This is a genomic window from uncultured Ruegeria sp. (assembly GCF_947504215.1).
Taxonomy (GTDB): Bacteria; Pseudomonadota; Alphaproteobacteria; order Rhodobacterales; family Rhodobacteraceae; genus Ruegeria.
Map to the genome: position 1 here is coordinate 97,012 of NZ_CANNGO010000003.1, position 11,672 is coordinate 108,683.

Annotated in this window: 12 protein-coding genes; 8 read left to right on the forward strand and 4 right to left on the reverse strand. The window is 56.3% G+C overall.

Translation table 11 applies throughout. The annotated features are described in order from the left end of the window. Positions 1-2 precede the first annotated feature (2 nt). Positions 3-1,142 carry a succinyl-diaminopimelate desuccinylase gene (dapE, locus tag Q1B21_RS07590; RefSeq protein WP_299887837.1) on the reverse strand — a complete coding sequence of 380 codons (1,140 nt, stop codon included), beginning with the start codon at positions 1,140-1,142 and terminating at the stop codon, positions 3-5. Between the two features lie 208 nt (positions 1,143-1,350). On the opposite strand from dapE, the gene Q1B21_RS07595 reads away from it, so the two are divergent. Then, positions 1,351-2,409, forward strand: a complete 1,059-nt coding sequence (locus tag Q1B21_RS07595; RefSeq protein WP_298937391.1) for a transporter substrate-binding domain-containing protein — start codon at positions 1,351-1,353, stop codon at positions 2,407-2,409. Here the strand turns inward: Q1B21_RS07595 and Q1B21_RS07600 are convergent. Next, complete coding sequence (locus tag Q1B21_RS07600) at positions 2,406-2,750, reverse strand: hypothetical protein (protein ID WP_299887839.1); 345 nt, start codon at positions 2,748-2,750, stop codon at positions 2,406-2,408. The genes Q1B21_RS07595 and Q1B21_RS07600 overlap by 4 nt on opposite strands. A 499-nt stretch (positions 2,751-3,249) precedes the next feature. Further along, positions 3,250-3,372: a hypothetical protein gene (locus Q1B21_RS07605; RefSeq protein ID WP_299887842.1), complete on the reverse strand. Its 123-nt coding sequence runs from the start codon at positions 3,370-3,372 to the stop codon at positions 3,250-3,252. A gap of 81 nt (positions 3,373-3,453) precedes the next feature. Here Q1B21_RS07605 and Q1B21_RS07610 point away from each other — a divergent pair, with 81 nt between their 5' ends. Beyond that, on the forward strand, positions 3,454-3,999 hold the full coding sequence (locus Q1B21_RS07610; RefSeq protein WP_299887845.1) for a Crp/Fnr family transcriptional regulator: 546 nt from the start codon (positions 3,454-3,456) through the stop codon (positions 3,997-3,999). 379 nt (positions 4,000-4,378) lie between these two features. Here the strand turns inward: Q1B21_RS07610 and Q1B21_RS07615 are convergent, their stop codons facing one another. Then, entirely contained in the window at positions 4,379-5,401 is a 1,023-nt protein-coding gene (locus tag Q1B21_RS07615; RefSeq protein WP_299887848.1) for a LacI family DNA-binding transcriptional regulator, read from the reverse strand. Positions 5,402-5,499: 98 nt separating this feature from the next. Here Q1B21_RS07615 and Q1B21_RS07620 point away from each other — a divergent pair, with 98 nt between their 5' ends. From Q1B21_RS07620 to Q1B21_RS07645, 6 genes are read left to right on the forward strand one after another with little or no spacing between them, the layout of a single operon-like run. Continuing rightward, positions 5,500-7,011, forward strand: a complete 1,512-nt coding sequence (locus Q1B21_RS07620; protein WP_299887851.1) for a tripartite tricarboxylate transporter permease — start codon at positions 5,500-5,502, stop codon at positions 7,009-7,011. Further along, entirely contained in the window at positions 7,008-7,478 is a 471-nt protein-coding gene (locus tag Q1B21_RS07625; RefSeq protein WP_299887854.1) for a tripartite tricarboxylate transporter TctB family protein, read from the forward strand. The genes Q1B21_RS07620 and Q1B21_RS07625 overlap by 4 nt, the downstream gene beginning before the upstream one ends. A gap of 50 nt (positions 7,479-7,528) precedes the next feature. Further along, entirely contained in the window at positions 7,529-8,491 is a 963-nt protein-coding gene (locus Q1B21_RS07630) for a tripartite tricarboxylate transporter substrate binding protein (RefSeq protein WP_298938450.1), read from the forward strand. Between the two features lie 60 nt (positions 8,492-8,551). After that, the gene (locus tag Q1B21_RS07635) at positions 8,552-9,955 is read left to right on the forward strand and encodes an aldehyde dehydrogenase family protein (RefSeq protein ID WP_299887858.1); all 1,404 of its coding nucleotides are present in this window, start codon (positions 8,552-8,554) and stop codon (positions 9,953-9,955) included. Then, positions 9,952-11,463: an AMP-binding protein gene (locus tag Q1B21_RS07640; protein ID WP_299887869.1), complete on the forward strand. Its 1,512-nt coding sequence runs from the start codon at positions 9,952-9,954 to the stop codon at positions 11,461-11,463. Before Q1B21_RS07635 ends, Q1B21_RS07640 begins: the two co-directional genes overlap by 4 nt. A gap of 59 nt (positions 11,464-11,522) precedes the next feature. After that, on the forward strand, positions 11,523-11,660 hold the full coding sequence (locus tag Q1B21_RS07645; protein WP_299887871.1) for a hypothetical protein: 138 nt from the start codon (positions 11,523-11,525) through the stop codon (positions 11,658-11,660). Positions 11,661-11,672 lie beyond the last annotated feature (12 nt).

Here is an 11,672-nt window from a genome sequence, read left to right on the forward strand (position 1 = left end):
ATTCAGGCAAAATATTCTGTCAAAATCCGTGTATAGATGGCCTTTAACTGCTCGATCTGCGCGACCTCTACGCATTCATCGACTTGATGCATCGTGCGGCCAACCAAACCAAATTCCACCACCGGGCAGTGGTTCTTCACGAACCGAGCATCCGATGTTCCACCTGTTGTCGACAACTCGGGCTGTACACCAGTTTCCGCTTCTACAGATTTCGCGACCAGGTCCGACAATGGCCCCGGCGGGGTCAGAAAGCTTTCGCCCGAGATTTTGATTCTGGCCTCAACCTCGACACCGTAAGTGGCGGCCACCTGATCGGCCTCGTGCTGCAGCCAGTCACTGAGACTGGCACCGGAATGCATGTCGTTAAAGCGAATGTTAACCGTGCCAGTACACTGAGCCGGAATGACGTTGGTCGCGGTATTTCCAGTGTCAATCGTCACGACGGCAAGTGTCGATGCATCAAAATGCGCAGTTCCTTGATCCAACTCGTGGCTGGCCAGCCGATCCATAAGTCGCGCCATAGCAGGCAGCGGGTTTTTTGCGCGATGTGGATATGCCGAGTGCCCCTGCACCCCGGTGATCGTAAACCAGGCGGTCATCGAACCGCGCCGTCCGATTTTGATCATCTCTCCCATTTCATTCGGACATGTGGGCTCGCCCACAAGGCAAACAGACATGCGTTCCCCGGCATCGGCCATATAGTCCAACAGGGCCGTTGTTCCGTCCAACGCATCCGCTTCTTCGTCTCCGGTAATGGTCAGGATGATGGTGCCGTCCGGTGGTGTTTCGCTGACAAAATCCACGGCAGCCGCAACGAAGGCTGCGACCCCCGATTTCATGTCCGTGGCCCCGCGGCCATACATCACGCCATTTCGGATTTCGGCCCCGAACGGCGGCGTCGTCCATGCGGCCTTATCCCCCACCGGCACGACATCTGTGTGGCCATTGAACCCAAAGCTACGTGCATGGGCTTTTTGTCCCCAACGTGCGAACAGGTTGCAGATGCCACCACGATCCACGCGCGCGCATTCAAAGCCCGCATTGGTCAAAACCGACGCAAGCAAGACCAAAGCACCACCCTCTTCTGGTGTGACCGATGGGCAACGGATCAGGTCCGCCGTCAATTGAACTGGGTCGGTCATTTAGGTCCTCTCAAAGTTATCAGCGCTCGGGAACACACACAGATTCAACGAATTGGCCGATTTGCCAACCCCATTCACTAAATTTCACATCGCCATTCTTCTGGTGTCTCGCCCTGAGACGCCCAGAAAACATGAAACTTAACTTGGCGGCGACCTTGCCCGTCGCCACGTAATCGCGCTAGAGCGCCGCGAAACAGGTCATATGAATATGAAGCGCTCACTCTTCGGATTGATCTGCCTGACTTTCGCCGTTCTCGCACAGCAAAGCCTGGCTCAGTCCTTAACGGTTACAACTGTGTCCCGCCCCCCGTTTTCCTATGTTGAAGACGGGGCAGATACTGGTTTCTCAATTGATCTGCTGAGCGCGCTCGCCGAGTCCTTAAATTGGGACTACTCGGTCAATCGCGTGGGGTCCTTTGCCGAGATGCTGAACGCGGTTCAGGATGGATCCGCGGATATGGCGATTGCCAATATCTCGATTACGGCCAAACGTGAAACACAGATGGATTTCACTCAGCCGATTTTTGAGGCCGGGCTGCAGATCATGGTGCCATCGGATGCCGCGCGGCGTCCATCCTTGCTGCAGGCGCTGCTGTCTCGAGAGTTGTTCATCGCCATCGGCCTGGCCTTTGCGATCTTGTTGGGCGGCGGCATGATGATGTGGGGGTTCGAGCGCCGCGCCCAGCCCTATTTCGACCGCAATCTGAACGAAGCCTGGTTTCCATCTTTCTGGTGGGCGCTCAACCTGGTTGTGAATGGTGGTTTTGAAGAGCGGATGCCACGCACTCCCTTTGGCCGGCTGCTCGGCGTTGTACTGGTTGTATCGTCCCTGTTTATCGTATCGGTGTTTACGGCGCGCATCACCTCGGTCATGACGGTCGATGCGATCACAGGCAATGTGAACTCGGTAAATGATCTATATGGCAAGAATGTCGGTACAATTTCGGGATCAACTGCTGCCAGCTTCCTGAACCGTCGCGAAATAGAATTCTCTGGCTATCCCGGGCTCGATGAAATGTTGAACGCGTTCAAGGCCGAAGACCTGGACGCGGTGGTCTTTGATGCACCGATCCTGTCCTATTTTGCAGCCCATGAAGGCCGCCAGATGGCAACGATGACCGGCGGGGTTTTCCTGAGAGAGAATTACGGCATGGCCTTCCCAAGCGGCTCACCCCTGGTGGAAGATGTGAACCAGGCACTGCTCGCCTTGCGTGAGGACGGCACCTATGACGAGATTTACCGCAAGTGGTTCGGCAACCGGAACTAGGCCTTGGCCTCGTCTCCGAAAAACGGTGTCAACTGCGCGACGATAACTGAGTTTTCATCCAATGCGCGCTGCATTAGGCCGCGCTCATCCGGATCGATCTCATGCCCCTGCTCCTCACGCTCGGCCAGTGTTCCATAGCCGGTGACATCCAGCGGCGCAGTATCGGCCTGCTTCAGAATAGCCACAGTTTCGCGCACGGCCTCGGCCTCATCCACACCGCTGGCAAAACACATCAAAGCCGCCCCTGTCGCACCCTCGGGCAGGCCGTCGCCCTCTTTGCGGCCAATCTGAACCAACAGTGTGTAGACTTGCTGACGCGAGGGTTTCTTTTGTTTTTCCATAGCGCGGGCATTAGCCGCATGCATGATCGCGGTCAAGTTCAACCGCTGATACGTTGCCGATGTCTGCAAAGAGCCTAACGTATCGAATGCTGCACAATGCATGAGCGACGCTTAGCGTTGGTCTGGCGTACATCTCATTTCCTGCGCTCTGGCATTCTGTCCTCCTCTGCGCCGTTTGAATGCCATCCAGGATGGCCTCAACACAGCGTTCAGCGCGACAATTGTGCAGATAGAAGGCTCGGACTACATCAAGCTGGGCAAAAGGAGATGCGCGGGCGCGCATATCGAGGTGAAACTGATGTCGATTTCCCGCCGGATGATCTAATAACGGAAATCAACTTCTGTGAAACGGGGCGTGTTCTGCACCGCCGCATTATTGATTAGCACATCAATGGGCGGGCCAGCTTTCACGAGCGCCGCGGTGGCTCTTTCCACAGCGCCCGCATCTGCAAGATCGGCCTCATATATTGCCACATCGGTGAGGACGTCAGCAAGGCGATCAGGCTGCAGGACCGCCTCGCGATGACGAGATCTGGTTATCTGCCACCAGCTTGCGCAGCAATTCGAGCCCGAGGCCCGATGCGCCACCGGTGATGATGATATGCTTGTTTCGGATTCCCATGTCATAATCCCGTGTGTACTCGTGAATTGAGCACACACTAGGCGGACGACGGATTTCTGAAATAAGCGCGGGTTAAAATGTATGAATATCTCTGACTTTATCGCAACCAGAGGTCGGCCACTCAAGAAGGACGCAGGTGACCATCTGTTCCGTCAAGGTGATCAGGACTCGTCGCTGTACATAGTGAGAAGCGGTCTGTTGAAGGCCTACTACCTGTCGGAGGACGGCAAGGAGAACATCAAATCATTCATCATGCCTGGTGGAAAGATCGGCAGCCTTGCTGCGGGATATCAGAAGGAAAGCTGTACTTTCAGCCTGGTTTGCGTGGAGCAAAGCGAGCTTATCGCGCTGGAGTTTTCAGACCTTTATGAGGCCAGCTGCGCAGATATCGAACTATCTAAGGCGATGGTCGACTTCCTCTTAAGCTTTGGCATACGCAAGGAATTGCGCGAGTACGAATTGCTGTGCCTTTCAGCCGAGGAACGCTACAGGCGGCTGCTTACAAATACACCTGCGCTTCTCGACAAAGTGACGCAAAACGATATTGCACGGTATCTGGGAGTGACACCGGTCGGATTGAGCCGGATCAAGACACGGGTGAACGGGCGTCGTACTCTGAAAGAATAAACACAAACAGTTACAGCTTTTGAATGACATCCGGCACGCTTTGGACTGTGAACAATAGTTCCGCGGCCGTTCAAAACCCGAAGACAGACGTTCTGACCGCCGCAGCGAATTCACACTCTGTCTCGCAAAGCTGAAATTGCAGAACGTGGTTTTGAAGGTCTGATTTGGGCTGTGACTGTTCGCTGACGCGAAGGGCAGAGTACCTCAGATAGAGCCCCCCTTTCCGCATTGCTGCGAGGTGACGAAAGTCCGCTTTTCAGCAAGCCGTCCTTCGATGCGGATGCAAAGTTTCAATGTCATCTTGGTCAATGCGTACATTTGAAATTCGCCGTGAATGCAGCTATCGCTTGGAGTTAGATTGTCACAGCCATTGAACCTCTCAAAGTCGTGATGTGGAGTGTCGAGCCATAACACGAAGTTCAAGCTTCATCGCTGTGATATCAGCGTGCTGTCCTGCAATTGTATCTGAAATCAATTCCGCCGCCATAAGCCCGATCCGTTTAGCCGGTATCCTGATTGTAGACAGAGACGGCTCTACCTCAGCCGACCCCTTGAAGTCCCCGATGCCCATAATCGATAAGTCATCAGGCACTTTCAGGCTCAAATGGTTGCTGGCATAAAGGACACCCTGCGCGATAATGTCGTTGCCGCAGAGAATGGCAGTTGGTCTATGCCCCTGTTCAAGTAACAGAATGCTGGCGCGTTTTGCCTCCCGGACGCTATAGGGGGCCTCCAGCCGCCAGTTTTCGGGGATTTCGATACCTGCGGTTCGAAACTCAGACACAGCGCCGTTCAGTCGATCGTAGGCACGGTCATTTCCCGAGGGGTCTGGAAATACAAGACCAATCTTGCGGTGTCCAAGCGAAATCAGATGGCGCGCGGCCAGCCTGCCGGCCTCTGCGTTGTCCACGCCGATACAGGACAGGGCCGAGGACTTGTTGTAGTTCCAGATCGCGACCGTTGGGATATTCTGCTGTTCGATCAACTGATAGGTGGGATCCGAGTGTTCCAGCCCGATCACCGCCAGCCCATCCACACGATGTTCCAACAGCTTGCGCAGCATTTTATATTCACGATCCAGATCGAACCCGTGTGACGCAATCAGCATGGTGAACCCATGTTGGTCTAGTTTGTCGGAAAAAGACTGAATCAGTTCGGCAAAAATCGCGTTGTCGATTGTGGGCACGACAAGGCCGATCGTCCCACTTCGCCGACCATGCATGACCTGTGCCGCCCGGTTGCGGATATAGCCCAGTTTCTGCACCGCGCGCTCGATCTTTTTCCGAGTCGCAGGCTTGACCAGCTCGGGGTGATTGTAGCTGCGGGACACGGTTGAAATCGACACGCGCGCAATACGTGCAACATCTACAATATCCGGTTTATTTTGTTTTTTATCAGTCATTTACTCCATCAAATGTGCACAAAAATGAAAACATTTGCAAAACTATTTTCATCACCTAGGCTTTTATGTCAATCGGTTACGAGAGACGGGATATCGACTTGGAATTTCTGTATTACTTCGGAGACGTGTTCTCGCCTGTGTCGTTCGGGCTTTTGCTTTTGGGCACAATTGGGGGGTTGCTTCTTGGCGCCACGCCAGGGCTGTCACCGACCATGGCCGTTGCGCTGCTTATTCCGTTTACCTTCCATCTTCAGCCGGTGCAGGGCCTGATCCTTCTTGGCGCCGCCTATACGTCGACTGTCGCGGGCGGTGCAGTCAGCGCCATCCTACTCAAGATCCCGGGGGCACCGGCCAATATTGCGACGACGCTGGACGGGCACACGATGGCAAAGCAGGGCAAAGGCGCGCGGGCTTTGCAGCTTAGCTTTCTGGCTTCAGCCGTTGGCGGCGTCATCGGTGTGCTGTTACTCATTTTCCTGACACCGGTTCTGTCGCAATGGGCTTTGGCATTTGGTCCCAGCCACCTGTTCTGGCTCGCGATCCTGGGCGTGACCGTGATTGGGTCGCTGGACAGCGCTTCGGTGGTCAAGGGGCTACTGTCGGGGTGTATCGGGTTGTGGTTGGCCACGATCGGGTTCGACGACATCATGGGAGCGCAGCGGTTCATCTTTCACCCGGCCCTTGGTGGCGGCATCAATATTATCGCAGCACTAATCGGCTTGTTTGCCATCCCGCAGGTACTGACCATGTTTGCCAAGGGACGCACTTCGTCAGCGGCGGAGGTTATCGAAGTCGAGAAACATTCGATCAAGGACGCTATCCGCGAGCTGGTTCGCCGGCCACGCGCCCTGACGATCGGCACCGTTACCGGCTCGTTCATCGGTCTGATCCCAGGTGTGGGCGGACAGATTGCGGGTCTTGTCGCTTATGACCAGACCAAAAAGTTCAGCCCCGAGCGCGAGAAATTCGGCAAGGGCCATTCCGAAGGCGTTATCGCTGCGGAAGCCGCCAACAATGCCATGGTCGGTCCCAGTCTGGTTCCACTGCTGACTCTGTCGATCCCGGGCTCGCCAACGGCGGCGGTGCTTTTGGGCGGCCTTCTGATCCATGGAATTTTCCCGGGCACCGATCTGTTTGACAACCATCCAGACGTGGCCTGGACCTTCATCAATTCGATGCTGATCGGGCAGGTTCTGATGTGCATCTTCGGCCTCTATGTGGCGGGCTTGGCCGCGCGGATCGCTCAGGTACCCCAAAGCGTCATGGCCGCCGTTGTGCTGGGACTTGCGGTGTTCGGCAGCTATTCGGTCCAGTCATCGATGGGCGATGTCTATGTGATGGTGACGCTAGGGGTGATAATGTATTTTCTGGAACGGTTCGGGTTTTCCGCCGCACCGCTGGTGCTAGGGCTGATCCTTGGCCCCATTGCCGAGGCCAATTTCATTCAGGGCAGCATGATAGCCGGTGCCACTGACGGGCTTGGAGCCTACTTCCTGACCGGCACGCTGAATATTGTCCTTATCGCCGTGGTGATCGCCTCGATCCTCTACTCGGTATGGATGGAGTTGCGGACCCGCCGGTACATCTCAAAAGAGGAGATCATGGGATGAGCACCTCAAGCCTTCCGCGTCTGCAACATGTTTGTGCATCCGGGCTTGTCGCCGCCGTTGGGGTTTGGGTGGCGTGGATCAGCTATACGCAGCAACCGTCCGAGGCGTTTTTGTTCCCGCGGCTGATCTCGACCGTGTTTGTTGTTCTGGCGCTCTGGACTTTCTTCAAAGCACTACTCGGTTGGACCAAGGTGGGACACGGCTTGGGCACGCATGAGATGGCCAATCTACTGCCAGGTCTGGTGATTGCGCTGGTCTATGTGTTCTGGGCCGCCAAGGCGTTGGGGTTCTACACCGCAGGTGCCATTGCCTTTTTCATATTGCTATCGCTCTATGACCCGGCGCCCCATCGCGAGGTCAGGACATGGGTCCGGCGCGCGATCATCACAGCGATCTATCTGGCGGTGATGTATGGCCTCTTTGCCAAGCTTCTCAAGGTCTACACACCCCGCGAAATTCTATTCTGAACAAGGTGCGATCAACGCATCTGGCAACCGATCCTAGGGAGGACGATACAATGAAGAACCTACTTACAGCGGCCACGCTGGCGCTAACGACACTGGCCGGAGGCGCAGCGCTTGCCGAGGACTACCCCGAGCGCCCAGTGATGATGATGGTGAGCTACGGTGCTGGCGGGGCGACGGACTTTCAGGCGCGGATTGTGACCATGACCGCCGGCAATGAGGATGCGCTGGGGATGCCGGTCGCCATCATCAACAAGCCCGGTGCCGGTGGGCGCGTGGGCTGGAACTGGTTCGCCACCCAAGCTGACGCGGATGGGTATACGCTGGCCGCCTACAACGTTCCGCATTTCATCGCCCAGTCGATTAAGGGTGGCGTGGAGTATTCGACGGACAGCTTTGAACCCATCGCCAATTGGGGTGCGGACCCGGCGGTATTTGTCGTGGCGGCTGACAGCCCGATGAATTCGATGGACGACGTGGTAACCTTCGCCAAGGATAACCCCGGCAAGCTGACATTCTCAGGGGCCGGCCTGTTTGTCGGGCACCACATCGCCGCGCTGCAGCTGGAAAAGGCAGCAGGTGTGAAAATGGCATATATCCCCACAAAGGGTGGCGGGGCCGCTGCGATGAAAGCGGTGATCGCAGGCGATGTTATGGGCGGGGTGAACAATCTGTCCGATGCCTTCCGCGCACAAGAGGCAGGAAATGTCAAAATCCTTGGAGTCTTTGACCTAGAGCGTAATGACTTTCTGCCGGATGTACCGACCCTCAAGGAGCAGGGATATGACATCGACAATGCCAGCGTAAACTTCCGTGGCATCATGGTGCCCAAAGGCACCCCGCCCGAGGTCATCGAAACGCTGGCGGCAACAGTTCCCGAAATGTTCAATAATGACCGCGTGGCCAAGAAAATGGCGGCTGGCGGCTCGCCCATGCACATCATGGACCGCGAAGAAGTCCAGGCCATGTGGGCCGCGCGGGAAGAGACCCTCAAGGCCCTGCTGGCCGGACTCTGATATCAGCACCTTTGTGAACAGGGCGGCCCTCGCCCTGTTCACATTACAAGGATGACCAACATGAATGCACATGATGACATTGCTCAGGTCCACGCGATCATGGCTCGCGCGCGCAGCGCGCAAAAGGCCTATGAAACCGGCGCGGATCAACAGCGCTATGACCGGGCCGCCGAAGCCGCCGCCTGGGCCATCATGGAGCCATCCCGCAATACGGCGTTGGCCGAACTGGCCGTGAAAACAACCGGTCTGGGCAACGTGCCGGACAAGATCACAAAGAACCATCGCAAGACACTGGGCTTGATGCGCGACCTCAAAGGACTGAAGACGCAAGGGGTTATCGATGACGATGCCGAGACGGGCATCACGGAAATCGCGCGCCCGCTGGGTGTGGTTGGGGCTGTGGTCCCGTCAACCAACCCCGCGGCGACGCCGGCGAACAACATCATCAATGCGCTGAAATGCGGCAATTCCGTTGTGGTGGCACCGTCCCCGAAAGGCGTTGCAAGCTGCGAGTTGTTGCTGGAGTTCATTCATACCGAGTTCGACAGGCTGGGCCTGGATCATGATCTGGTGCAGATGATCCCGGCCCCAGGGTCCAAAGCCAAGACACAGGCCATGATGGAGCAGTCAGACCTTGTGGTCTGTACCGGCAGCCAGAACAACGTCCACCGCGCCCAGACCTGTGGAACCCCCGCCGTGGCCGTGGGCGCCGGAAACGTGACGGTGATCGTGGATGAAACAGCCGATCTGAAAGCTGCTGCGCAGAAGATCACCGCATCAAAGACCTTTGACAATGCCACGTCATGTTCGTCCGAAAACTCGATGATCGTGGTCGATGCAGTATACGATGGTTTTGTTGCGGCCCTCGCCGAGGAGGGCGGCGCACTGTCAAAAGACGAAGCCGCCATAGTGACCCGGCTTTGGCCTGATGGTCATCTCAACCGATCCGTAATCGCGCAGGATGCCGACCAGACGTTCGAGGCCTTGGGGCTGGCGGATCAGGTTCCTGCCGGGTCGAGGTTCCTTGTTGTCGAAACTGATGGCATCGGCCCGGACCATCCGCTGTCTGGCGAAAAACTCAGCCGCGTAGCCGCGCTTTACCGCGCGCGTGATTACGACGACGCACGTAAGATCGCCGCTCGCATTCTGGACTACCAGGGCGCAGGGCATTCGATCGGAATTCACACGTCAAGGGACAGCCGCGCTGTTGAACTGGGACAGTCTTTGCCGACCTGCCGGGTTATCGTAAACCAAGCCCACACCTTTGCGACCGGTGGCTCTTTCACCAACGGCATGCCGTTTTCGCTATCGATGGGGTGCGGCAGCTGGGGCGGAAACTCAATTGATGACAACCTGCATTGGCGGCACTTCCTGCAAACTACCAGAATCATCCGCGAAATTGCTCCGAATGAGCCGGCGGTTGAGGATATCTTTGCCGACTACTGGGCGGATGTGGGACAATGAAAGTAAGCCCAACCGCCGCCCCGCAGGGCACTGTCCGCGACTGGCTCGACCACCGCGCGGTCATGTCCGGCGAGCGCAGCGGCTATCTTTTCTTTGACGGGGGCGCGCCGCTCACTTGGAGCCAATTGCGGAACCGCGCGCGGAATCTGGCTGCTCGGCTTACCGCGCAGGGCCTTGAGAAAAGCGCCAGTGTCGCGATCATGCAACCAAACGGGCGCGAGGCGATCGAGTGTCTCTACGGTGTCTTGTACGGAGGGTTTCGGGCCACCGTGATCAACCTTGCAGCGGGTGATGATGCCATCCGCTATGCGCTGGATCATTGCGAGGCCCGCATCGCGCTGGTGGGTGCAGCCCAGCAAGATCTGTTTAACCGGGTTCGAACGGATGTGCTTCGACAACTACCCCAGGCAGACGGCACGAACCCCGTCGATCTGTATGATCTGTTACCGGATGATGATGCCCTGTTGATGTATACCTCTGGCACAACGGGGCAGCCCAAAGGCGTGGTACATAGCAATTCAAGCCTACTCGCCGGGGGCTGGACGCCCACGATTGCACATGACCTCACATCGAAAGACATCGGCCTGTGTGTTTTGCCGATCAACCACATTAACGGGCTGTGCGTTACCGTGCTGGGCACGCTCATTTGCGGGGGTGCGCTGGCTGTGGCCGAAAAATTCTCGGCCAGTAGGTTCTGGGACCAATGTGAAAGCGCACAGGCGACTTGGTTCTCGGTGGTTCCGACGATCATTTCGCATCTGTTGCATTCAGAGACCGGGCCCTCGCCAAACGTGCGAGAACGACTGCGGTTTGGGCGTTCAGCTTCGGCGGCCCTTGCGCCTGATGTTCAGAACAACTTCGAGAAACGTTTTGACGTACCAATTGTTGAGACGATGGGCCTAACCGAAACCGCCGCTCAAATTCTGTCGAATCCGTTACCGCCTGGGATTCGCAAGGTTGGTTCACCCGGCAAGGCTATTGGCAATGACGTTTGTATTTTGTCTGCCGCGTTGGAACCACGCGGGCCCAACACCCAGGGTGAGATTGCAGTGCGCGGGCCCAATGTGATGCGCGAGTATTTTAAGAACCCCGATGCAACGCAAGAAACGTTCACTTCAGATGGTTGGTTGCGTACGGGCGATTTGGGACATTTGGACAACGATGGCTACGTCTTTGTAACAGGGCGGCTCAAAGAACTGATCATTAAGGGCGGTGAAAACATCGCTCCGCGTGAGATAGATGAAGCCCTCTATTCGCACCCAGATGTCATCGAAGCTGCCGCATTCGCACGCCCCTGCAAAACCTATGGTGAACGGGTCGAGGCTGCCGTGAAGCTGAAGGACGATACGAGGGTGGCACCTGAACATCTAATAGCGATTTGCCGCGAAAAACTCGGCTCATTCAAAACACCCGATGTCATTCATGTGCTCGACGACTTACCCAAAGGCCCTTCCGGTAAGATACAAAGGATTAAACTGGTATCGTTAACTGGATCACCGACCAGTTGAATATGCTTGCCTGTCAGACCCTCTCTTAGTTCAGGCAGCCATCTGTTCGAAGATCTCTGATGACGGGCACTCCAACTTTGCTCGATGAAGAAGGCGTTTGGCAGATCCTTCTTGAGAACAGCGACGTATTTGAAGCTCAGGCCACAGCGGCGCGGCGCAAAACGTTTGATGACGTTTCCCGGGGGATACCTGTTTGAATTCAGCCGTTG

What these genes read in the sequence shown, in the direction of transcription:
- Q1B21_RS07635 (WP_299887858.1), top strand. Translation starts at nt 8,552, where the DNA reads ATGAATGCACATGATGACATTGCTCAGGTCCACGCGATCATGGCTCGC.
- Q1B21_RS07605 (WP_299887842.1), bottom strand. Translation starts at nt 3,372, where the DNA reads ATGGGAATCCGAAACAAGCATATCATCATCACCGGTGGCGCATCGGGC.
- Q1B21_RS07640 (WP_299887869.1), top strand. Translation starts at nt 9,952, where the DNA reads ATGAAAGTAAGCCCAACCGCCGCCCCGCAGGGCACTGTCCGCGACTGG.
- dapE (WP_299887837.1), bottom strand. Translation starts at nt 1,142, where the DNA reads ATGACCGACCCAGTTCAATTGACGGCGGACCTGATCCGTTGCCCATCG.
- Q1B21_RS07625 (WP_299887854.1), top strand. Translation starts at nt 7,008, where the DNA reads ATGAGCACCTCAAGCCTTCCGCGTCTGCAACATGTTTGTGCATCCGGG.
- Q1B21_RS07630 (WP_298938450.1), top strand. Translation starts at nt 7,529, where the DNA reads ATGAAGAACCTACTTACAGCGGCCACGCTGGCGCTAACGACACTGGCC.
- Q1B21_RS07595 (WP_298937391.1), top strand. Translation starts at nt 1,351, where the DNA reads ATGAAGCGCTCACTCTTCGGATTGATCTGCCTGACTTTCGCCGTTCTC.
- Q1B21_RS07600 (WP_299887839.1), bottom strand. Translation starts at nt 2,750, where the DNA reads ATGGAAAAACAAAAGAAACCCTCGCGTCAGCAAGTCTACACACTGTTG.
- Q1B21_RS07645 (WP_299887871.1), top strand. Translation starts at nt 11,523, where the DNA reads ATGACGGGCACTCCAACTTTGCTCGATGAAGAAGGCGTTTGGCAGATC.
- Q1B21_RS07610 (WP_299887845.1), top strand. Translation starts at nt 3,454, where the DNA reads ATGAATATCTCTGACTTTATCGCAACCAGAGGTCGGCCACTCAAGAAG.
- Q1B21_RS07615 (WP_299887848.1), bottom strand. Translation starts at nt 5,401, where the DNA reads ATGACTGATAAAAAACAAAATAAACCGGATATTGTAGATGTTGCACGT.